Source organism: Aquimarina sp. Aq107, assembly GCF_943733665.1.
Classification (GTDB): domain Bacteria; phylum Bacteroidota; class Bacteroidia; order Flavobacteriales; family Flavobacteriaceae; genus Aquimarina.
Genome location: NZ_OX030782.1, coordinates 3,903,363 through 3,928,156 on the forward strand (window position 1 = coordinate 3,903,363; position 24,794 = coordinate 3,928,156).

At 30.6% G+C, this 24,794-nt stretch carries 22 protein-coding genes; 13 read left to right on the forward strand and 9 right to left on the reverse strand.

What is annotated here, in order from left to right; all coding sequences use genetic code 11:
• Positions 1–21: 21 nt before the first annotated feature.
• Positions 22–1,740, forward strand: a complete 1,719-nt coding sequence (locus NMK29_RS16930) for an AraC family transcriptional regulator (RefSeq protein ID WP_108802055.1) — start codon at positions 22–24, stop codon at positions 1,738–1,740.
• On the opposite strand, the gene NMK29_RS23815 is transcribed toward NMK29_RS16930, so the two are convergent.
• Positions 1,705–1,827, reverse strand: a complete 123-nt coding sequence (locus NMK29_RS23815) for a hypothetical protein (protein WP_255411744.1) — start codon at positions 1,825–1,827, stop codon at positions 1,705–1,707. The genes NMK29_RS16930 and NMK29_RS23815 overlap by 36 nt on opposite strands.
• Before the next feature lie 75 nt (positions 1,828–1,902).
• Between NMK29_RS23815 and NMK29_RS16935 the strand changes: the two genes are divergently transcribed.
• The 4 genes from NMK29_RS16935 (at position 1,903) to NMK29_RS16950 (ending at position 6,127) form a co-directional block, all read left to right on the forward strand.
• A complete protein-coding gene (locus NMK29_RS16935) occupies positions 1,903–3,543 on the forward strand; it encodes a S8 family serine peptidase (protein WP_108802056.1) in 1,641 nt (546 codons plus the stop codon).
• 108 nt (positions 3,544–3,651) lie between these two features.
• Positions 3,652–4,791, forward strand: coding sequence for a DUF664 domain-containing protein (locus NMK29_RS16940; protein ID WP_108802057.1), 1,140 nt, complete (start codon positions 3,652–3,654; stop codon positions 4,789–4,791).
• 13 nt (positions 4,792–4,804) lie between these two features.
• The gene (locus NMK29_RS16945; RefSeq protein WP_159092096.1) at positions 4,805–5,815 is read left to right on the forward strand and encodes a hypothetical protein; all 1,011 of its coding nucleotides are present in this window, start codon (positions 4,805–4,807) and stop codon (positions 5,813–5,815) included.
• Between the two features lie 39 nt (positions 5,816–5,854).
• Complete coding sequence (locus NMK29_RS16950; RefSeq protein ID WP_108802059.1) at positions 5,855–6,127, forward strand: hypothetical protein; 273 nt, start codon at positions 5,855–5,857, stop codon at positions 6,125–6,127.
• Between the two features lie 13 nt (positions 6,128–6,140).
• On the opposite strand, the gene NMK29_RS16955 is transcribed toward NMK29_RS16950, so the two are convergent.
• From NMK29_RS16955 to NMK29_RS16980, 6 genes are all read right to left on the reverse strand, one after another.
• Positions 6,141–7,352, reverse strand: coding sequence for a carboxypeptidase-like regulatory domain-containing protein (locus tag NMK29_RS16955; protein ID WP_108802060.1), 1,212 nt, complete (start codon positions 7,350–7,352; stop codon positions 6,141–6,143).
• Positions 7,353–7,554: 202 nt separating this feature from the next.
• Positions 7,555–10,293, reverse strand: coding sequence for an outer membrane beta-barrel protein (locus NMK29_RS16960; protein WP_108802061.1), 2,739 nt, complete (start codon positions 10,291–10,293; stop codon positions 7,555–7,557).
• A 28-nt stretch (positions 10,294–10,321) separates the two neighbouring features.
• Positions 10,322–11,206, reverse strand: coding sequence for a GLPGLI family protein (locus NMK29_RS16965; protein WP_108802062.1), 885 nt, complete (start codon positions 11,204–11,206; stop codon positions 10,322–10,324).
• A 92-nt stretch (positions 11,207–11,298) separates the two neighbouring features.
• Complete coding sequence (locus NMK29_RS16970; RefSeq protein WP_108802063.1) at positions 11,299–12,462, reverse strand: aspartyl protease family protein; 1,164 nt, start codon at positions 12,460–12,462, stop codon at positions 11,299–11,301.
• Positions 12,463–12,491: 29 nt separating this feature from the next.
• On the reverse strand, positions 12,492–13,310 hold the full coding sequence (locus NMK29_RS16975; protein WP_108802064.1) for a GLPGLI family protein: 819 nt from the start codon (positions 13,308–13,310) through the stop codon (positions 12,492–12,494).
• A gap of 6 nt (positions 13,311–13,316) precedes the next feature.
• Entirely contained in the window at positions 13,317–14,048 is a 732-nt protein-coding gene (locus NMK29_RS16980) for a TlpA disulfide reductase family protein (RefSeq protein ID WP_108802065.1), read from the reverse strand.
• Positions 14,049–14,176: 128 nt separating this feature from the next.
• On the opposite strand from NMK29_RS16980, the gene NMK29_RS16985 reads away from it, so the two are divergent.
• Genes NMK29_RS16985 through NMK29_RS17000 form a run of 4 tightly spaced genes read left to right on the forward strand, consistent with a single transcriptional unit; the run spans position 14,177 to position 17,799 of the window.
• A complete protein-coding gene (locus NMK29_RS16985; RefSeq protein WP_108802066.1) occupies positions 14,177–15,688 on the forward strand; it encodes a sensor histidine kinase KdpD in 1,512 nt (503 codons plus the stop codon).
• Positions 15,681–16,361 (forward strand): response regulator transcription factor, encoded by a 681-nt coding sequence (locus NMK29_RS16990; RefSeq protein WP_108802067.1) that lies wholly within the window; start codon positions 15,681–15,683, stop codon positions 16,359–16,361. Before NMK29_RS16985 ends, NMK29_RS16990 begins: the two co-directional genes overlap by 8 nt.
• A 31-nt stretch (positions 16,362–16,392) precedes the next feature.
• The gene (locus NMK29_RS16995) at positions 16,393–17,178 is read left to right on the forward strand and encodes a hypothetical protein (protein WP_108802068.1); all 786 of its coding nucleotides are present in this window, start codon (positions 16,393–16,395) and stop codon (positions 17,176–17,178) included.
• Positions 17,179–17,184: 6 nt separating this feature from the next.
• A complete protein-coding gene (locus NMK29_RS17000; RefSeq protein ID WP_027393042.1) occupies positions 17,185–17,799 on the forward strand; it encodes a deoxynucleoside kinase in 615 nt (204 codons plus the stop codon).
• Between the two features lie 78 nt (positions 17,800–17,877).
• Here the strand turns inward: NMK29_RS17000 and NMK29_RS17005 are convergent, their stop codons facing one another.
• The gene (locus NMK29_RS17005; protein ID WP_108802069.1) at positions 17,878–18,165 is read right to left on the reverse strand and encodes a hypothetical protein; all 288 of its coding nucleotides are present in this window, start codon (positions 18,163–18,165) and stop codon (positions 17,878–17,880) included.
• Positions 18,166–18,272: 107 nt separating this feature from the next.
• Here NMK29_RS17005 and NMK29_RS17010 point away from each other — a divergent pair, with 107 nt between their 5' ends.
• Positions 18,273–18,929: a DUF2461 domain-containing protein gene (locus NMK29_RS17010; RefSeq protein WP_108802070.1), complete on the forward strand. Its 657-nt coding sequence runs from the start codon at positions 18,273–18,275 to the stop codon at positions 18,927–18,929.
• Here the strand turns inward: NMK29_RS17010 and NMK29_RS17015 are convergent.
• On the reverse strand, positions 18,926–20,173 hold the full coding sequence (locus NMK29_RS17015) for a 3-deoxy-D-manno-octulosonic acid transferase (RefSeq protein WP_234424211.1): 1,248 nt from the start codon (positions 20,171–20,173) through the stop codon (positions 18,926–18,928). The genes NMK29_RS17010 and NMK29_RS17015 overlap by 4 nt on opposite strands.
• 207 nt (positions 20,174–20,380) lie before the next feature.
• Here NMK29_RS17015 and NMK29_RS17020 point away from each other — a divergent pair, with 207 nt between their 5' ends.
• From NMK29_RS17020 to NMK29_RS17030, 3 genes are all read left to right on the forward strand, one after another.
• Positions 20,381–22,186 carry a T9SS type A sorting domain-containing protein gene (locus NMK29_RS17020; protein WP_108802072.1) on the forward strand — a complete coding sequence of 602 codons (1,806 nt, stop codon included), beginning with the start codon at positions 20,381–20,383 and terminating at the stop codon, positions 22,184–22,186.
• 144 nt (positions 22,187–22,330) lie between these two features.
• Positions 22,331–23,500 carry a DegT/DnrJ/EryC1/StrS aminotransferase family protein gene (locus tag NMK29_RS17025; protein WP_108802073.1) on the forward strand — a complete coding sequence of 390 codons (1,170 nt, stop codon included), beginning with the start codon at positions 22,331–22,333 and terminating at the stop codon, positions 23,498–23,500.
• Between the two features lie 104 nt (positions 23,501–23,604).
• The gene (locus NMK29_RS17030) at positions 23,605–24,789 is read left to right on the forward strand and encodes an SNF2 helicase associated domain-containing protein (RefSeq protein ID WP_108802074.1); all 1,185 of its coding nucleotides are present in this window, start codon (positions 23,605–23,607) and stop codon (positions 24,787–24,789) included.
• Positions 24,790–24,794: the final 5 nt, after the last annotated feature.

The following is a 24,794-nucleotide window of genomic DNA, read 5'->3' on the forward strand; positions in this document are numbered from 1 at the left end:
ATCTCATCTAAAGAATAAACAATGAAATACTTGAGGCTTTTAATATTTAATCTTTTTGTTTTAATCCCAATATTTAGTTTTGGACAATCAAGTGATTCATTGTCCAAACTTCCTTACGAAGTTCTTATTAAAACCTACAAAAATTTAATTAAGACTGACTTGATAAAAGCTAAACCCTACGTACAAGCTCTTCTCAAAAAAGCTAAAGCCAACCAAAAGATAACCCCCATTACGAGTGGATATCGTGAAATGGCTTTTTACTATTATAAAACCAAGGATTTTGAAAAATACATTACTTATTTAGACAGTGCAATAGTATTTGGCAAACAGTCAAATTACAAATATTACCCTACCTCTTTTTATGTAAACAAAGGCACTTTTTATAGTGGTAAAGGCATGTTTGATCTGACATTAGATAATTACTTAAAGGGATTGGAATGGGCTGAAAAAAGAAATGATCTTGATTACAAAGCAATAATACAGCATAACATCGCTCTACTAAAAAGAAAAACCGGCAACTATGAAGAATCCATAACGCTATTTAAAGAAGCACTGGCTTACGAAGCTGTAAGAATTTCAAAAGATCAAAACGACTCTTTAAGTTATTTGGTAACACTTTCCGATTTAATAATTACTTTCAGAAAAAATAAAGAAATAGATTCTGCATTAACTTTTAACAAAAAAGGAATAAAAATGGCGGAAGGTAAAGATATTCAGAATCTTTTTCTATTGCATAAAGGAGTAATTCAATATTATACAAAGGATTATGATTCTTCTATTATTAATATAAATAACGTTTTGAACACTTATGAAAAATCGGATAAAAATTGGTTTTTTGAGAATTACAATTTAATTGATGCATACCTCCATTTAGGAAAATCTTATGAAGCAACTTCGAATAAAGAAAAATATATAGCGTATTATAAAAAAGTAGACTCTATTGCAGAACTCGACAACTATTTGATACCTGAATCAAGGAATGCATATACTTCTTTAGTAAATCATTACAAAAATACGGGAAATAAGAAGCAACAACTTCACTATATCAATAAGCTAATTCATCTGGATAGTATTTCAGACAAAAGCTTTGGCGACTTAAAGAATAAAATCACTAAGGAGTATGATACCCCACTATTACTTGAAGAAAAAGAAAAAATTATTACTGATTTAGAGAAAGAAAAAAAGAAAACATCTTTTTATAATACTATTATAACTTTTTTATTCTTCATAAGTTTACTTGGTGTTGGTTATTACTATTATCGTCAAAAAATATTTAAAAAAAGATTTTCGCAATTACTCGACAACACAAAAGAACAAGATGATGATAAAGAATCTAATAATCAATCGGGTTCTTCCGCTATTAACAAAGAAACCCTAGCCGACTTATTAGATAAATTAGACCAATTTGAAAAAGAAAAAGGATATTTAAAAAACAATTTAAATTCAAAAGATTTAGCCAAAAGCTTCAATTCAAATTCGTCATATCTTTCGAAAGTCATAAACACAGTTAAAGAAAAAAATTTCACTAATTATATAAATGATCTTCGTGTAGATTTTGCAATAAATAAGTTAAAAGAAGATTCAATTTTTCGAAAATACACAATTAAGGCAATTGCTAAAGAAATAGGTTTCAATAATTCTGAAGCGTTTTCTAAAGCTTTCTATAAAAAAACAGGTATATATCCTTCCTATTTTATTAAAGAATTAAACACTATGCAAACCATTCGAAAAAATAGATGAAAAGAGTAAAAACTGTCCACCACCACCTCCGCCAAGTGGACCTTTTTGCCCTCCACCTCCACCTCCACCTCCACCACAGGATGACAATTAAAATTAATTAATACTTCCCACTAGAAATAGTGGGATTTTTACAATATTTACTGACTTTAAAATTAAAATCTTATGCTTTCAAAGGCTATTAAATTTATCTTTTTATTACTGATCATAAGTTGTAAATCTGTGCATATCGAATCTAGTACAAATTCTTTTGTTATTATTAATAGTAAAAAGTCAATAACAAAACAGGAACTCATACATTGGCAACATAAGGATATTATTAATGATACAATACCAGGTATTAGTTTGGATAAAGCGTACAATGATATGCTTAAGTACAAAAAGGGTGATACTGTGATTGTAGCTGTCATAGATACTGGAATAGATATCAATCATAGCGAGATAAAAGATTTTATTTGGGTTAACAAAAATGAAATTCCTAATAATGGTTTAGATGATGATAAAAATGGTTATGTGGATGACGTTAATGGTTGGAACTTTTTAACCAATAGAAAGAATGAAAATATTATTTATGAGAATTGGGAACTTGTCAGAATTTTAAAAAAGTATCAAGGATATTTTAAAGATAAAGACACTATAAATCTGGATTTAAAAGATCAACAATATTTTGCGGAATATAAAAGAGCAAAACGAAGTTATAAATTAGCTTTAGCTACGTTAGAAGAAGACATAAGATATGTAGCAAAATTTGCTAGTGATCAAGAAAAAGCAAACGAAGTTTTGAAAAAATATTTTCCTGATGAAAATTATACCATAGATGATATTTATAAGATTGATTCTAAGGGCGATGAAGTTTTAAAACAACATTTGATGAACAGAATTACATCCTTATATTATAACATGGATGATAAATGGATAGCTGATTATCAAGAAGACAACAAAATTGTAAAAAACTACAAACTTAATCTGAATTATCAAGGAAGAGGAAATGATGTTGATGCCAATTATAGCCGTTTTTATGGAAACAATGATATAAGAGGTGATTTGAAAGTAGAGTCACACGGTACAAACGTGGCGAGCATTATAGCTTCAAACAGGAAGAATAACTCTAAATTAAAGGGAATCACAAATATGGTAAAAATAATGCCTATTCGCGTTGTTCCTAAGGGAGATGAATATGATAATGATGTTGCAAATGGAATTAGGTATGCGGTAGATAATGGTGCTAGGGTTATTAATATGAGCTTTGGTAAAGAGTTTTCTATGAATAAAAAAATAGTAACTCAAGCTATTCAATATGCTACGAAGAAAAATGTTTTATTAATTACCGCTAGTGGCAATGATAATATTAATGTCGATAAGAATTACTATTTTCCAAACGATATAAAAAATAACAAAGAAATTTCTGATTGTTATATTAATGTGGGGGCTAATACTTATCACATGGATGATAAAATTTTGGCTTCATTTTCTAATTACGGTAAAAGTAATGTCGATGTTTTTGCTCCAGGTGATGATATATATGTGGCTAGTCCAAATAACGAATATGAAACCAATGGAGGAACATCTTTTGCTGCTCCAATTGTTTCTGGTTTAGCTGCACTAATTTGGTCATATTACCCTAATTTAAAGGCTAGTGAATTGAAAAAGATTATTCTGAATTCTGGTAATCTCTATCAAGTCAATGTTATGTTAGATGATCAAAAAAATGCAATCCCTTTTTCTTCCCTATCTAAATCAGGTAAGATTGTAAATGCTTACAATGCAATGTTATTAGCAGAAAAGATGGCTAAAAACAAGGATTAATTTTGCTTATTCGAATTCAATTACTAAAAATCCAACCTCCTAAAGGTAACATTATTCCATCTTAGTACACTTATTAATGTACTATTATTAAAAACATCAATTTGCAAAATGAATAAAATAATAAAACTACTGATTGTATTGGCTGTCTTTCATCAATATGATGTATCATCACAAACCAAAAAAGTATCTAGAGATTGGACTTCTTTTACACAAACAATAGAAGTAAAAACAGACAAAAAAACAAAATTTAAATTACAAGGGCTGATTAAAGTAGATAGAACAGACACTACAGGAGTAGCTGCATTATGGGCAAGAGTAGATAACACAAATGGAGAGAGTGGTTTTTTTGACAATATGATGGATCGGCCTGCTACCAAAAATGAATGGAATACATACACTATTGAAGGTGAAATTGACAAGAATGCTAAAACCATTAACTTCGGAGGATTATGCTTAAATAATGGTAAATTTTATTTTGATGACATACAGTTATCCATACAAAACAAGAAAGGGGATTATGAACCAATATCACTTACCAATGCGTCCTTTGAAGATCCTGTAAAAAACGAACTTATTCCTGGATGGAATCAGGGTGTTGGCAGAGAAAAAGTAGTTCTCATCAAAGAATTCACAGCGCAATCTATAAAAAATGATGACAATACATCAAAAAGTTTATTGATCGAAGGGAAAAATATCGTAAACAGTTATGTCATTAAAACAGATGAAGAATTTTCTCCACAGATAGGAGTTATGATATCAATGCTCAATAACCTAAGTACCCGTGTAGAAAGACGAGTGCAGGATTTAGACATCCGACAAACCGATCATCTAATGGATGAAAAAGCCAATCGCATCGGTGCCTTAATTATGCATCTTGCTGCAGCAGAGGTTTATTACCAAGTTTATACTTTTGAGAAAAGAGGTTTTAACGAAGAAGAGAAAGAAAAATGGATGACGGCTTTAGACCTAGGAGAAAAAGCAAGGGATCTTTATAAAGGGAAACCAATAGATTATTATCTAAATATTTATAAAGAAGTGCGTACTAAAACTATAGAAGAGTTTAAAAAACGTAATGATTCTTGGTTAAATGATATGAGGCCTGGGTCTATTATGAATAATCACTACGCTTGGTTTCATGTAATGGAACATCAGTCCAGTCACTTAGGGCAAATGCTAATGATGATAAAAAGAATTCCTGAAGAAAAAGAGCAGAAAAAAATAGAAGTAAAGAAAAATATCGATCAGTAATTTAAAATCTCTTATGAGTCAATTGCAAAACATCACTCAATTTATCAAAACCAATATTTTATATTTAATAAGAGTAGCCTGTAGATATTATATCGCCTATAATATGTTCTCATATGCTTTTGGTAAGATACTTAAAACTCAGTTTAATATGGGGCTTAGTTATCTCACTGATACGGGACTTGATAATTTTAATGGTTTTATGTTTACTTGGCTTTATTATGGATACTCTAGAAGTTATGGGTTGGTCATAGCCACTACGCAGATCATCGCAGGATTGCTATTATTGTTTAGAAAAACAGAACGATTAGGGATCGTATTATTTCTAAGTTTTATGGTAAATATCTTATTTGTAGATATTTTTTATGAAATTGATGGCGCATTATGGCATGCGGCAAAACTTACGGCTCTAGGTTTCTTTTTACTATTTTCAGATTGGAAAGGATTTAAAACCTATTTCCTAAAAGCTTTTGAAACGGTTCAACTAATACCACAAATAGTACCGCAGAAGTTAAAAAAAATATACTGGCTTAAGTTTTTAATTATTCCAATTATGATTTGGTATGCGTATGATTACATAAATAATCTTAAACAAAATTATATGACCGAAAATGAACTTCATGGTATTTGGAGGATCGTTTCTGGAAATCACGATCCATCGCATCGATTGTATAAGATAACATTTGATTATCACAATCAAATCAAAATTAAAGATTTCTCCAAAAACCTATATTTTGGAAATATTGAGTTAGATACTGTGACCAAAACAATCCAACTAAAAGGGAAGCATTATTCTGAGGAAGCTTATCATTTTCTAAGTGATAGTTTAGCAAAATTACCAGTTGCTCAACAAGAAGATAAGAACCTTAGTAAAGAAATAAAAAATTATTACCATACTATTAATGAATCATTACCTTTTGACAATGTGGAATACACATATCGTATAAAACAAGATACTTTAATTCTAAGTTCATCAACTCATAAAGAACTAAAGTTTATAAATTGTACTGAGGATTATATCAATTGAGTTTTTTGGAATTATTTTCTAAATTTAAAGCAAAACACTATGCAAACCATTCAAAAAAACAGCAAGTTACTATTTTTCGTATTCTTCTTTATTTGCATTTCGCTTATAAATAACACTTCTTATTTTGATCAACAGACTAAATTATATTTAGCCATAGGTTGCGCTGTAGCTGCTATCTCATTCGTGATCTTTTATTGGTCTAAAAAGGAGAATAGAGCATCTTATAAGAACAATACATTTAAAAATAAAATAGGCATTCTTATTGGAGCTGTCGCTGTGACTTTAGCGATATATGTTTATCAGATGATATAACGTAAAACTGCTACTAGTTACTTGTTCCTTTTAAATATTGCTCAATTTTGCTTATTTCTTTAGTTTGTTGTGGAGCATTATAGTTCAACCAAAACTCTGCATTGTATTCGCTTGAGTGATTTTCTATACTACTATCAGAATTCATATTTCGAGTAAATGGGTATTTCTCTACATTATCTACAATGATTTTGTTTACGAACAATTCTTTTTTTGGTTCTTTTACAAATAGTAATTTACTAGGAGTTTTAGTATCATAAATATTCCAGGTATCTTCTTCCCTTTGATATTTTAGATACATTTTGTCCTTATATTCCTGATACTCAAAAATTACATTATAATACACTTGTTCTCCTCCATGTGTCAATCTTCTTTTCCATGATTTTCCTTTATGAGCAGTTCGCGTAAGCTCCATTCTTACAAAGGCAAAAGATTCTGTATCTATGTATAGTGTTGCTTTCTGAAAAGGTGCATCTGTTCCTTTTATTTTATATACATACTTCTGATTATAAGGTAAGATATCCTCTAACTCATATTTCCATCCATTTTTTCCTTTAATGGGTCCATAATCAAATCTTATAAAATCATCTTCTATTAAGTCGATAATTGAATTTTTTCTTTCCCACTGTTTGTTCCAAGGATTTTTTTCTGCAATGTAGCTATTCCTTATGGCTACAAGCTCTACTTTAGCTTCGACTTCTTTATTTGTAGGTTGATTGTAAAACTTAGCTGCACATTCTAAATACTCTACATATGTACTATCTTCTTTTTGCAAATCACGAACAAAACCTTCTAGAATATAAGACTGATCAGGGTAGTTATTAGGAATCTCCTGATATGCCTTTTTTACTATCTGTTTTGCCGATAATTTCTTCTTTTTGGTCGTTGTAATCACCACTTCACTCAGCGCATTTACTTCTGCACTTAGCAATATTTGCTGATCAAGATTAAAATCATCAATATTTTTCTCTACAGAATCATACCCTAGACTCGATATTATGATTACACCATTTTCTTTATTAGAGATATGAAAAACAAACTTCCCTTCTTCATTAGATATTGTGCCAATTGCCTGCCCTTTTAGGTAAATAGAAGCAAATGGTATTGGTTGGTTGTTTTCTTTATCTAAAACTTTCCCTGTAATGGTTTTGTTGCCGTTTTGTGCTATAGAAATAACCGTACACAAAAAGATACTGATGGAAATAATGAATTTAATAATTGTATGCATAGTAAGATGACGAGCCAAAACTAATTTCGTTACTTTTTTTTGAATACTAAAATCTTTTTTGCTTGAACATGTAACTTGCCACACTTGATATAACTATACACCTCATCAATCAATTTTAGCACCAATCTCCTATTATCAAACGAGATACACCTATAAAACCTGAACTACTTATGTCAATATTGTATCGCTACTAAAACCAAAATTACAGATTATATTTCACACTTAAAATCCAATATCTTGGTTGCACTACATAGCTAGATGTACTATTAAATAATTCATTAAAACTATCTCTATTGATACTTTCAGTATCTAATAAATTGGTAACGGAAAATTTATACTCCCATTTACTATCTGGTTTCTGATAAAACACCTCTGCATCCCAAAAACTATATTCATTTAAGGTAGTTTCGGTATCTCGATAATTATAGTAACTATAAGAAGATTTTAAAAGGAAGCCTTTGGCAAAAGTCCAATCTAATCTGGCAAAAGGGCGACTGGTATAGAAAGTACTTTCTGCACCATTATTATCATAATCATTCACTGTAATACTATAACCAAGATCAAAATTAGGTCCTTTCTTAAAATTTGTAGACCATTCTGTCTGATACGTTTGTGTAAGACTAATACTCTCACTAGGCAATGTGTTAACTATATTATTAAAACTAGACCAACTTACATTAGCACTTAGGTTTCCTTTGATCTTACCAAAAGTCCTCGTAAAATTACCACTACCGGATAAAACCTGATCGGCAAGATTAGAATTTATCGGTGTATTTACCCTATTGATACCAGATACAACACTCGTATTCTTAATAGGATTACGTCTATTGGTATAACTTAATCTAGCGAAGATATTGGTGTAATTAAACATATTGAAACTAAAATAGTTTAAAGAGTAGTTATCGTACAATGCATTCTCTAAACTTCTATTTCCCTGAGATAATGAGTTATAATTATTAAAAACATATCCTTCTGCCAGATTATTTATATCTGTATAGTTGGCGGTAATTGAATAATTAAATCGTAGACTCTCACTTTTTTTAAACTGTACTAAAGCAAAAAAATCTGGTAATACCTGCCACTCATTCTGATTGATCGTTGTACCCAATTGCTCATCTTTTAAATCATAATTATGAATACTAACTCCTGGATTAAAGGTAAAGATTCCAGTAATAAACTTATAATGTACTCCAGCATATAAATCATTAAAATTATAAGTAACATCATTAGTAAATTCTTCTGACTCAAAATTATTTTGATTTCCATCATCTAAAATTTGAAAAATATCAGAGTCAAAATTCTGCGTGCTTAGAGTAGATCCTATTGTAAAATTCAGATTACTCTTTTTATTCAGCACATAGTAATAATCTAATTTTGCATCTAATTTACTGGTAGTTACATTTTTTTGTTGATTAACATTATATCGTTCTGAAGCTTCTAAAGGATCAAATGTATCTGAATTCGGATCATTAGGATCGTTGATTTCTGTAAAAACCCCTCTAAAGGGTATTTCGGACCGAATGGCATTGTAAAATGGATCTTCTTCTTGGAATAAATGTTGTGCTTCAAAAGAGAAAATATTTTTTGAATTTAGTGTATAATATGCATTTAAATTTTGTTGTACAGAAAAAGGGTCATTTTCTAATCGTTCGTTAATATCTTCAGAAATATCATCTCTTACAGAAAGAAAAGTATCATCCTCTTCTTGTTGAGAAAGTTTCCCAAAAACGTCATAATCTAATCGAAAATTGCTACTCGGTCTATAACTTGCACTTAGTTTTAACAATCCTAAAGTGCTACGTTGCTCTGTATTATCAAAAGTTTCCTCTATTGTGTTGTCAGTAGGATCAGCAGTATCATCAATATACGTTCTTCTTGTATTGGTGATCAAATCTGTTTTAGTATTGCTTACAATTCCATATCCACTAATATCTAATGTTTTACTAGCAGACATACTAAAATTGGCAGCTCCAAACTTGGTGTTAATTTCATTCGCTCGATCATTCTGTAGCACAGCAAATGCCAAATCATCACTTGTTATATTAAAAGAAGTCCCTCCTCTACCTAAATTTCTAAAACCTCCTGTAAAATTAAAGTAGTCCCTTCTAGAAAATGGTACTTCTCCTATATCATTAAAATCGGTTAAAATATTAATACTATATTTTGGATTATAATAAAACAATTTAGGTTTTACCAAATATCGTTCTGTCTCTCCTACTCCTGCTCCTACGGTTATATCTCCGAACCAAAAATTCTTTTTACCTTCTTTCAGTTTTATGTTAATAGCTACCTGATCCTGGTTATTACGAAGGCCGCGCATTTGGCCAACATCTTCATAATTTCTCAATACTTCTACCTTATCTAATGCATCTGCCGGAATATTTTTTGTCGCCAATTTAGAATCTCCATCAAAAAAATCTTTTCCTTCTACCATTACTTTAGAAACTGTTTTCCCTTCGACTTCTATTTCTCCGTCATCATTTACTTCTATTCCCGGTAGTTTATCTAAAACATCACCTAATTTTTTCTCATTACCGTTCGTAAACGAATCCGTATTATATACCAATGTATCTCCTTTTACCACTACTGGTATTTCATAAACGATTTCTACCTCATCAAGGCTATTTTGTTCTGATGTCATCTGGAAATCTACTTTTACATCTTCAGTCTTTACAATACTAGTTTTATCTTTTGCAGAAAGCCCTATAAAACTTACCTTAAGTAAATAGGTTTCATTAGCAGGAACTGATAAACCATATTTTCCTTTACTATTCGTAATTCCATAAGCGGTCATGGAATTATCACTTTTTTTATAGGCTATTACATTCGCCATTTCTAATGGATTACCAACTGAATCTTTAACAAATCCCGTAATCTGAACTTTCTGTGCAGACATAGTGATTCCTACCAACAATATGGCATATAGTATTTTTTGCTTCATTTCTTTGATTAATTTTTTTTAAAGAATTTTAATTTCTGCGTCCTCCGCCTAAGCCTCCTCTTCCTCTTCGTTGCGTACTGAATTGTTCGATCATTTCTTCCACTTTCTTCTTTGTAATTTCATCAAACTCAGCTTGTGAAACATCTTTCCCTTTTGTTGGTGGTTTGATTTCTTCTTTTTCTTCGGCGTTTAGCACAATTTTATTACACAATAGTGTTGTTCTTCCCTCTTGTACTTCTAATATTAAACCTGGTAATCCCCAATAAGATCCTGGTCCTTGATTTACCGGAATTTCTGGTGTATACCAAGCAGTAACTTCAATTTCTTCTAGTGGTTCTGGCATATCCGGAGCATTATCTGCATTTGCCTGATCATCAGATCCGTTTTCTCTTTGATCTCTTTGTTCCCTAGCCTTTCTTCTCATAGCTCTAAAGTCCATCACTTCACTCACTTTTTTAGTAGTGGTTGCCTTAAAACAGGTATAATTTCCAATTTTTTTAGTCTCATTAACTAAAGTCCAATTATATTTTGCTAGTGAATCTTTGATCAAGAAGTTTTTTCCATAAAATTCTCGTTGATCATAATATTGACCATCTTTTATACTTTTATAATAATTATTAGATGTAAAACCAGAAAGCATAGCTCCCCATCTTCCACCACCTCCACCAGATGCATCTAATTGTGCTTCTTCCTTATAGGTCGCGGCACTTTTATTAAAAGTAAGCACAAAGGTTTTTTCCATGACAGATTTCATTCTATCGGCAATAGCTTTTTTCTGGTCTTCCGACATTTGTCGTCTACCAAAATCCATATCCATTCCTGTTTTACTGAAATAATAGGCTTTTCCCTGAAAATCCTGTGCGATTGTTAAAGAGGTTACAAGAATAGTAACCCATGTACATATAGTCTTCATATTAGGCAGTTTTAAAATATTTAGACTCTATGATTAGCACTAGGTTTAATCAATAAAAGTTAATTATATCCTAAAAAAACAACAGTTTTCTATTAGATTAATCGTTTCAATAAAATAACTACTCGATGTACTTTCCCAGATTTATTTTTTACTTCTATTTCTACCTTTTTTTGATCATGCTTTAAATGCTTCTTCCAGAAGTTTAGTTCCTTTCCACCATATCCATCTATTTTAAGTAATTCATCTCCTTCTCTAATACCTTTTTCATACGCTTCACTAGATTGCACCACATGACTTACTAATATTTTGCCTTCTACCTTTTCTATACCTATTCCGCTAGTAGGAAATTCAAATGGAGTATTAAACTTTTCATTAGGTTTGAAATAAAATAATTTCTTTTCATAATCTAGTACCATGTCAAATCTATTAATAATTTGTGCTCCTAAGATTCCGGTATAATTGGGAGAGCCTGATACTCCTTCTTTGCCTTCTGAAATATCAATTGGTAAATCAGTAAATTCGAAATCGCTGAATCTTAATTTTTCTATAGTTCCTTTCGTATAAGTTGTAGATTTATTCAGCCCTCTTGCCTTGCCTTTAATTGTTTTTCCTGATCTATTTCTAAGATCATTTTTTACAGCATATGGTGTATTAAACAATACACTCATATTTGCACCACTATCAAATAGAAAATTTCCAGTTAGCGTATTACCATCATTTAAAGTAAAGGTTAAATCAATTTGAGGAATAGGTGTTCCATCAAATTTCATTGGAATCTTAGTGTATAAATCCAATCCTGAAATCAAATCACCTTCATTATATAATGTGATCATCTTTTTCTTAAAATCAAAGCTTGTTCGATACTTCCTTAAAACATCATACCCTATGATACCTTGAATTTTTCTACCAGATCGTTGAGAAAGTTTTTGTAAATCTACAAGAACTAAATTCGAGTTATCAAATACGACTGTTCCTATCTTGACAGTTTGATTTGTAGCGATATTATAAGTTTGTGATCCATTTGCACCTTGTGCATTTTGCGAATAATTAGATTTTATATTCAATCTTTGGGCCACCGTACTCTCCAAAACCCCGATCGATGCTCCAGTATCGAACACAAAATCTAAATATTCTTCTTGCTCATTTACTCGTACCTTTATAAAAACGAGGCCGTCTTCTTCAAAAGGTATAGTGGTTACTTGTGCTTTTATGTTAAAAAACACAAGTATGAATAATACTAATAAAATCCTGTTCATTTTTTGATTGTTTTGATCGATGATTATGATTATCCTCCTATTCTAATTTCTATACTATTACCATCATCTCGGCGCGGCATTCTATCTTGCATTTCTTTCATTTTTTTACGCATGATTTCTTCAAATCTAGTTTCAGTTACTTCTTTACCCTTTGTTGGCTCCTCAATTTCTATTTTTTTACTTGGATTTAAAACAATTTTATTACATAAAACTCGCAAGTCTCCATCATTAACCTCCATAATGAGTCCTGGTAAACCCCAATAATTTGCTGGACCATTGTTTACGGGTATTTCTGGCGTATACCATACTACTACTTCAATCTCTTCCGTTTCTGGTTCGGATTTTTCTTCTTCTCCATTAACTCGTATATCCCTAATAATTTCCTGAGTTCTGGTCATGGTCGCTTTATAACAATTATAGTTTCCTATTTTTTTAGTTTCATTAGATAGTTTCCAATTGTAATGGGTTAAAGTATCTTTTACTAAAAACATTTTGCCTAACATATCTCGTTGTGCAACAAACTTCTCTTCCTTTGTATTTTTGAAAAGAATATCTGAGGCTCCAGATCCTGCGATCATTATTTGCATTCCTGAAGCGGGTTGTGGAGCTCCTAAACTTTCTTCTTCCTTATAGACCGATGTTTCTTTATTGAATCGTAGTGTATATTCTTTTTGGAATTGCTTACGCATCATTTCGTGAATTTGCTTCTGCATTTCAGAATTCACCTGTGTACTATCCAATTGTATTTCTAACTTTCTATCCGTACTATAAGTTGCTATCCCTTGAAAATCCTGTGCCGAAATTTTCCCTATAACACACAATGTTATTACTATTATTAATCTTATCATTTTTTATTATTTTAAAAGGGTTTCTAGTTTACGTTTTAGTTCTGTAGCTTCTCCCATTTTCATTCCACCATTTTTATCTCTTATGTAGGGTATACCACCTTCTATATTTTTTACAACACCATTTTTGTCCAGTATAATATTATTAGGAAAAGATTTCATTTCTAACGCATCTGTATATTCTTTTGCATCTATAATATGTCTGAAATCAAACCTATATTTCTTTAGAAATTTTTCTACTTTTTCCTTGGATTCATAGGTCACTGCTACAAAATTTACACGTTCTCCAAAATGTTCTTTTAACTTATTTAATTCTGGCATTTCGTCAATACATGGAGGACAATTAGTAAACCAAAAATTAAGTAATGTTGGTTTTCCTTCTAAATCACTAATATTAATCCGATCCCCTTGTAATGTTTTTAAAGAAGATGCTAACATTTTCTTTCCTTTAAATGATTTGAGTTTTGTTTTCGAATTTACAGCACCATTCAAATCCACATGAAAACCAAAATCATGGATTATCGAATCCTTTCTAAAATCTGTGTCTTTTATCTCAATCTCAACTACAGCTTTTTTATTAATTTTTTTGATTTTATCCTTCATTTTATTCTCTGCTTCCTTTAACTCTTTCTCATCTAATAAGATTCCGTCATGATTTCGATAATATGTAGATTGCGCATGACTAAGAAAAAAAGTAAGAAGAAGAAATAGAGTAGATACTACTAAAGTCCGTGTTTTCATGTTAGTTTTAGTTTTATATGATTTGTACTCTACAAATATGAAAACCAAATGCTAACCAAACCGTTAACCAATGTTAACGAGTGTTAACCAGTTCTTTTTATATCGATTAAGAATCCTATTTTTGAACTATGCAAAAAAAAAGTTACAGAAGTATATTGTATTTTATTGCCTTTGTAATTCTAGTTACATTAAGTATTCAAGTATACTGGAATTTCAAGAATTACGAAGCTAGCAAACAACAATTGATTAATGAAGTACAAATAAGTTTAGATAATGCCGTTGATCAATATTATACCGAATTAGCAGAAAAAAACACTATTGGTTTTTCTTCAGACTCATCAAACATTGGCAATTTTTTAAAGAAAAGTAATTTTTCAAACCTTTTAAAGAAAATAGATTCAGGAAAGGTTGACTTTAAGAGTTATACATTCTCTGAAGGCTTAGATCATAGTGATATAAAAATATATAGAGGTCTTTCTGTAGATAGTATAGATCGAATGGACCATCATCCAAGCTTCTGTATAGATTCATCTAAAACGATCGAATTCCCCGATTTAATAAAGGATATAGAAAATGGTGATTCTAGAAAAAAAGCTTTTGAGCAACTTACATCAAAAATTATAATTTCGATTAATGAAGACTCTCTAAAACTAGAAGTTTTAGATACCATTATAAACAACCAATTAAAGAGGAAACAGTTAACAATTAGTTACGGAATTACATTTCAAGATCAAACAGGAACATCTTTTTTATTTAATAAAAATGTTATTAATAAATCTGATCTAAAAACTAAAACCAAATCTTATTATTTACCTAGAGGAAGTTCTTTAGAACTATCTTTTATGAACACTACACGTGCAATCTTAAAGAAAAATCTATTCGGTATTGCCCTATCTTTTTTATTGGTTAGTGCTGTAATTGGGTGCCTTTTATATCTCTTAAGAATCATTAATCATCAAAAACAACTTGCAGAATTAAAAAATGATTTGATTAGTAATATTACCCATGAGTTTAAAACTCCAATCGCTACTATTAGTGCAGCATTAGAAGGTATCCAAAATTTTAATCGTGAAAATGATCCTGAAAAAACAAAAAAATATATTGACATGTCCTCTAATCAACTTGGAAAATTAAATACCATGGTAGAAAAAATCCTAGAAACTGCTACACTAGATAGTGATGAACTAGAATTAAATTTAGAAGAATTAAACCTTGTCGATCTCGTACAAACTATAACTACTAAATACCAAACAAATAGTACCGAAAAGAAGATATATTTTCATCATTCTCAAGAAAAAATTTGGAAGAAAGTGGATGCATTTCATTTTGAAAATGCTATTAATAATATCATTGATAATGCCATCAAATATGGAGGTAATACAATTCAGGTTTATTTAAATAATACCAATCCAAATATTGTTCTCGAAATTAAGGATGACGGGACATCCTTAACTAAATCGCAAAAGGATAAAATATTCGAGAAATTTTATAGAGTCCCGAAAGGAAACACACACGATGTTAAAGGTTTTGGTATAGGATTATTTTATACTAAAACTATTATTGAAAAGCATCAAGGAACAATAGAATTACTTCTAGATCAAGATCAAACTAATTTTAAAATCACACTACCCAATGGATGAAATTATCGAGATAGTATTAGCAGAAGATGAACCGTCTTTGGGGCAGATTATCAAAGAAAGTTTAGAAACAAGAAACTTTAAAGTTCATCTTGCGCAAAATGGTGAAACCGCTTATTCGTTATATAAATCTATCAATCCTAAATTACTAGTACTAGATGTAATGATGCCAAAAAAGGATGGTTTTACATTAGCGAAAGAAATCCGATTAGAAGATGATACCATCCCTATAATATTTCTTACCGCAAAATCACAAACACAAGATGTAGTAGAAGGATTTACTATTGGAGGCAATGACTATCTAAAAAAACCTTTTAGCATGGAAGAGCTTATTGTTAGAATTAACAACTTACTACATAGAACTAAAACACAACAAAGTTCTGAATCATTGGAGATAGGAAAATATACTTTTGACTTTCCTAAACAACTTCTTACCTCGGTCGATGAATCATATCAACTTACGCATAGAGAAGCTCATTTATTATTTCACCTCATTAAAAACAAAAATCAAGTATTAGATCGTTCTATGATTTTAAAAAAGCTTTGGGGCGATGATGATTTTTTTAATGGTCGAAGTATGGATGTATTTATTACTAAACTAAGAAAAAAACTAAAACAGGATGCCTCTATACAGATTATCAATGTCAGAGGTTTTGGATATAAATTAGTTTGTTAGAAACGGCCTTATTTTTGTACTTTGCTGTTTCATGAAACATATTATTCTGTTTTTAATCTTACTTGGATTTATTCATAAGGGGTATACCCAGAGAAATGTAATAGCTCAAGATACTATATCACTAAAAGCTGATCAATTTTTAGGTATAGATTCTTTTGGTGCTATTTACTACGCTAAAAACAATATTTTTTATAAAAAATGGAATCATCAAGAATGGCAATTTGGCGATTTTATACTGGGTCAACTTACACAGGTATCAGTCTTAAATCCTTTAAAAATTTTATTATTCTACGAATCCTCTAACACTATCGTATTAGTTGATAAATATTTATCCGAAATAAATCGAGTAAACTTCAATACAATTTCCGAATTCAAAAGTGTTTCTCTCGTTTCTCCTGCAAATGATAATAGTAGTTGGATTTTTGATAATAATACTCAACAATTAGAGGTATTTAACATCAATTCTGAAAAAACATTAGTTGCTACACAACCCATTAACACACTTCCTTCCCTATTACGGAGTAACTTTAATTACTGTTGGATATTGACTTCAGAAAATCTTTCTCAATTCAACATATATGGTAGTTTATTAAGTCGAAATAATAATGAAGAATATATTGACTTTAGAATTATAAAAAATGATTTGATAATTCTAAAAGATGATGGTTTATATTATCGTTACACAAAGACTGGAGAAATTGAAAAAATAAATCTTCCGGAAATTCATATAAAACAGTTTTATGTTACTAATGAAATCCTTTATATTTACGACCAAAGTAAGATTTACAGTTTTGACCTAACACTCCAAAAAAAATAATCACTTATGCACGTAGCTATTGCTGGAAATATTGGTGCTGGAAAAACAACACTAACCAAATTATTAGCCAAACATTATCGATGGGAACCTCAATTCGAAGATGTACTAGAAAATCCTTATCTAGAGGATTTCTATAATAAAATGGAGCGCTGGTCTTTTAATTTACAGATCTATTTTCTTAATAGCCGTTTTAGACAGATTCTAGAAATACGAGAAAGCGGTAAAGATATTATCCAAGATAGAACCATTTATGAGGATGCATATATTTTTGCTCCTAACCTACATGCAATGGGACTTATGACTAATCGTGATTTTGAAAATTACAAATCACTTTTTGATTTAATGGAGAGCGTTGTTGAGGGGCCTGATTTACTGATTTATTTACGAAGCAGTATTCCTAATCTGGTTGCACAAATTCATAAACGTGGTCGTGAATATGAAAACACAATTAGTATTGATTATCTAAGTCGATTAAATGAACGATATGAGGCCTGGGCTCACGGATACGACAAAGGCAATTTACTTATTGTAGATGTTGATCATCTGAACTTTGTGGATAATCCAGAAGATCTTGGTAGCATAATTAACCGTATTGATGCAGAATTAAACGGATTATTTTAAAATAATAATAAAGGCCTTTCTTAATGAAAGGCCTTCTTTTTAAACTTACAACCGTAAGTTTTCTACTTTTACGTCTTCTTAAGATGTTTGTTGTTCACCCTCAGTTTTAGCTTCCTCGCTGTCTTCTTTTACTGCTTTATCTAAAGAATTATCTATTTCTTCTCCAGCTTCTTTTACCGCTTTTTCAGCTTCCTTTTCTATAGCTTCAGCTTCTTTTAAGGCTTCTTCTGCAGTATTTTCAACTTCTTTTTGTACTTCGCTGGTTTCTTCGGTAGTACTTTCTGTTTCTTTATTCGTTTCTCTACAAGAAACAAACATTACATTTAAAGTAAATAAAAACGCTAAGGCTAAAATTACTTTTTTCATAATTAAAAAATTTTAGTTGTTATTATATCGTTATAACGGTATTCTAATCTCACTATTTCTATTACCTTGGTAATGTTTTCACAAAAAATCTTAATTTTTTTAACAGAATGAATTTCAACGGTTTATTTCAATTTTTATCAGAATTACAACAAAATAATAACAAAGAATGGATGGATACTAACAGAAAATGGTATCAAGAAAATCGAAATTCTTTTATAGATTGGTTGGATCACTTAGAGCTAGAACTTGCCAAAATTGATCCAGAATATTATCTAACTTCTGGAAGAAAAGGAATCAATCGAATTAATAATAACTTACTTTTCCATCCTAACAAACCTGTCTATAAAGATCATTTTGGTGCAGGATTGGATCAATTATCTAAACAAGGTGATTTTTATATCGAAATTGGACTTTCTCAATGTGTTCTAGCAGGAGGATTTTGGCGTCCAGAAAGTAAAACTCTGCAAAGTATTAGAGAAGCTATTGATTATAACGGAGAAGAATTAAAAAAAATTCTTGCTAAAAAAAGTTTCAAAAATACCTTTGGTAATTTATATGATGACGGAAATTCTCTAAAAAAGGCGCCCAAAGGTTACTCTATAGATCATGAACATATCGATTTATTACAAAAAAGAACTTTTGCAGTAGCTTATGAATTACAGAGAGAAGATGTATTGGATTCTGATTTTACAGACAAAGTAATTCAGGTATACAAAGAAATGCTTCCGTTTAGAAGATATTTAAGAGAAGCTGTATCTGTTTAGAAGTTGGTAATTTTCTCAGTTAAATATGATACGATCGTATCTGTTGCTCCGGTATTACTATTGATAAAATGTCCAGCAATCATTCCTGTTTTTTCTCTAAACTTCTGATCATCAATTAATTTATTCATGATAGTGCTAAATTCTTCGGAAGTAAATATAGAATATAAACCTGCTAACTTCTGCAATTGCTTTGCTTCCCTAAATTTCTCAAAATGCTTCCCTATAATAATTGGAATCCCAAAAGTTGCCGGTTCCAGTATATTATGTAATCCAGAAGTACCCATTGCTCCTCCTACATATGCGATGTCACCATAACTATATACTCGTGATAAATAACCAATCGTATTCATAACAAAGACCTGATGGTCTTGTAAATCCTTTTCTTCTCTTTCTGAAAAAACAACAGTCTTTTTGATTATTTTTTTCTGCAAAGACTGCACTCCACTATTTTTTATTTCATGAGGAGCAATAATAAAACATATATTTTCGCTTGCTTGATTTATAAAATCTATAAATACCTCTTCATCTTCTGGCCAAGAGCTACCAAAAACAATACAAAGTCTATTTCCTATAAATTCTGAAATAAAATCTACTCGATTATCCATTTCTATTTGATGAGATACTCGATCAAATCTAGTATCGCCACTCACAGTAACGTTATTGAAGCCAGCTTGATTAAGCAATGTTTGAGAAATCTTATCTTGAACAAAAAAATGATCCACCGTTTTTAAAGCATTACGCATAAATCCACCATACCATTTAAAAAAAGCCTGATCCTTTCTGAATGCAGCAGAAATTATTGTTATTGGAGTATTGTTCTTTTTTAACTCTCTTAAGTAATTAGGCCAAAACTCATACTTCACAAAAATTGCAAGTTTAGGATCGGCCAATTCTACAAACTTTTTAGCATTTTTCTTTGTATCTATCGGAAGATAAACAATACTATCAGCGAGGGTGCTATTTTTTTTTATCTCATATCCTGAAGGGGAGAAAAAAGTCACTAATAACTTATAATTAGGATACTTATTTTTTATCATCTCCATCACAGGAACACCTTGCTCATATTCTCCAAGTGAAGCACAATGAAACCAGACTATTTGATCTTCTTTTTTTAATTGTTCATTTAAAATTTCGAAAACTGTCTTCCTCCCCTTTACGAACAGAGTAAGTTTAGGACTTAAAAGTCCCATTATAGGAAGCATACTATTGAAAACTGAAATAAGGAAATTATAGAAAAAATTCAAAAGTCTTGATTTTATACATCGCTAAAATACGGCTCTTTCCTGTAAAAACTGATAAACATACAATGCAAAACTTCAAATTATCAAATTATCAAAAACGCATCATAATTGACATTTTGATAAAAATTTATTTATAATTTTACATAATTACTAAAATAATATTGTTAAAATTACTAAATTAACACCTCATATCACACAAACTCAAATCCTATGAAATTAAAATTTACTTTAATTGCAATCTTCTCTTTTACAATATTATTTTCTCAGAACTTTTTAGAAGTACAACTGCCTACACCTGATAAACTCAATCCATTTTTTGTTGGTCCGCTTTTTAAATCAACCATTCATTATGGAGCGACTCCTTCAAATTATAACGGAAAAGTGATTGTTTTTAATCACGGATATATTGATCTAAATCAAAGTCAATTTTTATTTGATAATTCTTTTTATCAAAAAACATATGATGAAGGATATCAGGCTGTTTTTGTTGCTACAACAAGAGGTGGTGGTATATGGGTCAATGGAGAACTACTTGCAGAGTCCATTGACATTGTTACAAATAAATATAATGTCGCAGATGTATATATCATAGCGCATAGTAATGGAGGAAAAGCCGCGGAAGCTGCTATGATTCAATATGGAAAAAAAGATAAGGTAGAACAAGTTTTTGCTTTGGGAACTCCATATTGGGGAACTTATCTAGCCGACATTTCTCAAATGCCCTGGTTAAACTGGGCTTGGCGATTGACTGGTTTAAATGAAGGTGCTAGAACCTCTACCACGTATTATTGTCGAGATGTAGTTCGGCCATATTTAGATAACAATGAAAATAACGAGCCAGAAAAATTTGTTGTTTTAGGAGCTTCCGGTTATTTCAATGGATCAAATCTTCTTGCCAGAGCCGCTTTTACAGTTACTGGTGGAATTTTACTTCCTATACAAGGTGCAAATGATGGTGTTGCGCCTTATAGAAGTACGCTAAGGCCTGGAGCAATATATGTCTTCAAAAAAAATGATTATCGCGCATTCTTTGATCATATAGATGTAAGTTTTGGACAATTTAGTTGGCCTTATGTAAAATCATACATACAAAATCGTTCTCAAAAAAGTAATCCATCTTTTGAAAACATAAATCCAAAGAATTACATCATCACTAGTAACTATTACATCATACATTCTGAAAATGAATACGACGAAATAATTCTTGACAAAAACTCTAGATTTGCTGTAGCCGAAATTATACACGAAAATCCTAAAGCTACGTTTCAAGGCATTAACAAAAAACAAACAGATCAGTTAAAAATTAATACCCAAGGCAATCATAGATCTGTAATCTCTCTTTCTTCTAACAATATCAAGTTACAAAGTAATTCTCGTTTTGCTGCCTTTGTAAAACAAAATAATGGAATCACGATGTCATTAGAAAATCAAATAAGAAATAAATATCCTTTATTAAAAGTTGATATTTCTTCAACACAAAAAAACAATTCTTTACTTACAAACATAGAAACACGCGGTGTAATTATTAGAACTTCTAATATTGATGGAACACAAGTACAAAGTGATCCAGAAATAATCACTTTTGATAAAATCAACGAAAGCTTTTATTACGACACCAAAAATCTGGAAGAAGGTGTATACAGCTTGTTTCTAAATGCGGAAAGTACAGCTAATTTTAAAAGAAGTATTATCTCTGGTTTTGTAGTAGGAGATATTAATAAGGCTTTGACTTTTAATACGGAAGTAAATAAGCCTTTAGATAAAAACGAAAAATCAATAAAATTATCACCAAATTCGGTAAAAAATTATGCTTTACTATCACTACAAGGATATTCTATATCCGATAAAATATCTTTAGCAGTTTACGATATAACTGGCAAAAAAATGAAGAGTTTTGAAATGAAAGCAGCCAAAAATTCAGAATTTGATATCTCAGAAAAGCTACAACAATTGCCCTCTGGAATATACCTTTTACAGGTAAATAACGAAAAAACAATAAAATTCGTTAAGGAATAGTTTTATAAATATCTAAAAGAAAGGCTGTTGCTAAAATGATACTATTTTGATTTTATTCGTTAATAAAAAACAGATCAAAACTAAGTATCACATTGGCAATGGCATCATTATTTTGTACTTTCGTCCGGTTACAAAACACATCCTATGAAGAAGATTCAAATGGTTGACTTAAAGGGTCAATACGAACAAATAAAAGAACGTGTAGACTCCTCTATTCTAGACGTTATTTCATCTGCTGCATTTATTAATGGCCCTGAAGTACATAGTTTTCAGAAAGAATTAGAAGAATATCTTGATGTAAAGCACGTGATTCCGTGCGCGAATGGAACGGACGCTTTGCAAATAGCAATGATGGGATTAAATCTGAAACCAGAAGATGAAGTAATTACTGCAGATTTTACTTTTGCTGCTACAGTAGAAGTAATTGCATTATTGCAGCTAACTCCAGTACTTGTAGATGTGGAAAAAGATTCTTTTAATATTGATCCTAATGCTATCCGCGACGCAATTACTCCTAATACAAAAGCGATCGTACCGGTTCATTTATTTGGCCAGGCTGCCAATATGGATGAAATTATGAAAATAGCAAAAGAACACGATCTATATGTTATTGAAGATAATGCTCAAGGGATTGGTGGTAGTTATAAATTTGATGATGGTAAAGTTGCTAAAACGGGAACTATTGGTCACGTATCTTCTACTTCTTTTTTTCCTTCTAAAAACTTAGGATGTTATGGTGATGGTGGAGCTATTTTTACCAATGACGATGACCTAGCGCATACAATTCGTGGTATTGTAAATCATGGAATGTACAAAAGATATCATCATGATGTGGTTGGTGTAAATTCTCGTTTAGATTCTATACAAGCTACAGTACTTAGAGCAAAACTACCTAATCTGGATACTTATAATGATGCCAGAAGAGCAGCTGCTAGAAAATACAATAAAGCTTTTGAAGGAATTGAGAATATTATCACCCCAAAAGTAAAAGGAAATAGTTGTGAAACCAGCGAAAATGTTATCTGTGACACCTGTGATTGTCATGTATTTCATCAATATACCCTACGGGTTGTAAATACAGACCGGGATGCATTAGTAAAACACCTAAATGAACAAGGGATTCCTTGTGGTGTATACTATCCAATACCCCTACATAATCAAAAGGCTTATCAAGATGATCGTTATGATGATGCAAATTTTACAATTACTAATCAGCTTGTAAAAGAAGTGATTTCACTACCAATGCATACCGAGTTAGATAATGAGCAAATTGATTTCATTACAAAAAACGTTATCAATTTTGTAACTAAATAGATAAAAAACTAGTAAAATTAGGTTAGAAAAATAATTTTAACCTCTTTACATATATAAAAATAACCCCGTAGTTAATAACTAAATACAACCAATAAATACCCACAATGGATTCACTTTGCATCTGTTATAATCTAGTTGACCATAATAATTTACCTGGAATTCCTCCATTACCAGAAGCGTATATTGTACCTGTTACAAATGAACGGTTAGGATATGTAGAAAAACAGGCTACTCCCGCAACATTAAAAAGTTTTGGGATACCATATTTAGAAACAGCACACGAGCAATTGCTGGAAATATGTTCCAGTTTAAAAATAGCTGTTTTAGAACAACAGTTTAGACCTGCCAAAAAAAGAAAAACATTCGGTTTAGCAGACATTCTAAAAGACCCAAAAATTAAAGATGTTGTTATTAACTATGTAAATAATAAACTTTCTGATTTTTATGGTCTAGTTATAAAAAATGAATACTCTGTAATACATAATGCACAAAGAAAAGACCCTTTTGAAGTGCATAGATTATCGATTGGTAAAAGTATTCTAAATCCTATTCTAGAATTTACAAAAACGGATGAAGGAATAGATTATGCATTTTCATTAAAAGATGAAGAAAAAATTATAATCCCACAAAATCATAGCATTCAAATTTTGCTAAATGAGCCTTCTTGGATTGTTGTAGATAAATCCATACACCACATCAATAACCTGAATGCCAATAAACTAAAACCTTTCTTCAGTAAAGAAAAGATAACAATTGCCAAGAAACATATTAAAACATATTTGGACAAGGTAATTATTCCTGTTATCAAAAATGTAGATGTAATTGCTAATGGTTTCGAAATAGTAATTCATAAAAACATAGCATCCTACAGACTAGAAATTATCCAAGATTTTATAAAGGAAAATTATGCTGCGAAAGTAATTTTTAATTATGGAGAAGCTGTTTTTGATTACAATAGTAATAAAAAGACATCTTCTGATGTACATTTTGGAGATAATGAAGAAATCCAGATCACCCAAACAAAGAGAGATCCAAAGGCTGAAAAAGAAATAATAGACTTATTAGAGTCTAAAGATTTAAAGGTAAATGCTAACCTATTACTAGAGACTACAACTTCTGATGATCCTTTAGCAATTTTTAGCTGGGTACAGAATCACCATAAAGATCTTGAAAAAGAAGGTATTGAAATCATCCTACCGGATTTAGATAATAAATCTGTAAATCTTGATTCACACGAAATCGAGATAAAGAATAAAAAAAAAATGACTGGTTCGATGTCAAAGGAATAGTACAA

What these genes read in the sequence shown, in the direction of transcription:
- NMK29_RS16945 (WP_159092096.1), top strand. Translation starts at nt 4,805, where the DNA reads ATGAGTCAATTGCAAAACATCACTCAATTTATCAAAACCAATATTTTA.
- NMK29_RS17010 (WP_108802070.1), top strand. Translation starts at nt 18,273, where the DNA reads ATGAATTTCAACGGTTTATTTCAATTTTTATCAGAATTACAACAAAAT.
- NMK29_RS17005 (WP_108802069.1), bottom strand. Translation starts at nt 18,165, where the DNA reads ATGAAAAAAGTAATTTTAGCCTTAGCGTTTTTATTTACTTTAAATGTA.
- NMK29_RS16980 (WP_108802065.1), bottom strand. Translation starts at nt 14,048, where the DNA reads ATGAAAACACGGACTTTAGTAGTATCTACTCTATTTCTTCTTCTTACT.
- NMK29_RS17025 (WP_108802073.1), top strand. Translation starts at nt 22,331, where the DNA reads ATGAAGAAGATTCAAATGGTTGACTTAAAGGGTCAATACGAACAAATA.
- NMK29_RS16975 (WP_108802064.1), bottom strand. Translation starts at nt 13,310, where the DNA reads ATGATAAGATTAATAATAGTAATAACATTGTGTGTTATAGGGAAAATT.
- NMK29_RS16985 (WP_108802066.1), top strand. Translation starts at nt 14,177, where the DNA reads ATGCAAAAAAAAAGTTACAGAAGTATATTGTATTTTATTGCCTTTGTA.
- NMK29_RS16930 (WP_108802055.1), top strand. Translation starts at nt 22, where the DNA reads ATGAAATACTTGAGGCTTTTAATATTTAATCTTTTTGTTTTAATCCCA.
- NMK29_RS16955 (WP_108802060.1), bottom strand. Translation starts at nt 7,352, where the DNA reads ATGCATACAATTATTAAATTCATTATTTCCATCAGTATCTTTTTGTGT.
- NMK29_RS16940 (WP_108802057.1), top strand. Translation starts at nt 3,652, where the DNA reads ATGAATAAAATAATAAAACTACTGATTGTATTGGCTGTCTTTCATCAA.
- NMK29_RS16995 (WP_108802068.1), top strand. Translation starts at nt 16,393, where the DNA reads ATGAAACATATTATTCTGTTTTTAATCTTACTTGGATTTATTCATAAG.
- NMK29_RS16965 (WP_108802062.1), bottom strand. Translation starts at nt 11,206, where the DNA reads ATGAAGACTATATGTACATGGGTTACTATTCTTGTAACCTCTTTAACA.
- NMK29_RS16990 (WP_108802067.1), top strand. Translation starts at nt 15,681, where the DNA reads ATGGATGAAATTATCGAGATAGTATTAGCAGAAGATGAACCGTCTTTG.
- NMK29_RS16960 (WP_108802061.1), bottom strand. Translation starts at nt 10,293, where the DNA reads ATGAAGCAAAAAATACTATATGCCATATTGTTGGTAGGAATCACTATG.
- NMK29_RS17020 (WP_108802072.1), top strand. Translation starts at nt 20,381, where the DNA reads ATGAAATTAAAATTTACTTTAATTGCAATCTTCTCTTTTACAATATTA.
- NMK29_RS17030 (WP_108802074.1), top strand. Translation starts at nt 23,605, where the DNA reads ATGGATTCACTTTGCATCTGTTATAATCTAGTTGACCATAATAATTTA.
- NMK29_RS17000 (WP_027393042.1), top strand. Translation starts at nt 17,185, where the DNA reads ATGCACGTAGCTATTGCTGGAAATATTGGTGCTGGAAAAACAACACTA.
- NMK29_RS16935 (WP_108802056.1), top strand. Translation starts at nt 1,903, where the DNA reads ATGCTTTCAAAGGCTATTAAATTTATCTTTTTATTACTGATCATAAGT.
- NMK29_RS16970 (WP_108802063.1), bottom strand. Translation starts at nt 12,462, where the DNA reads ATGAACAGGATTTTATTAGTATTATTCATACTTGTGTTTTTTAACATA.
- NMK29_RS16950 (WP_108802059.1), top strand. Translation starts at nt 5,855, where the DNA reads ATGCAAACCATTCAAAAAAACAGCAAGTTACTATTTTTCGTATTCTTC.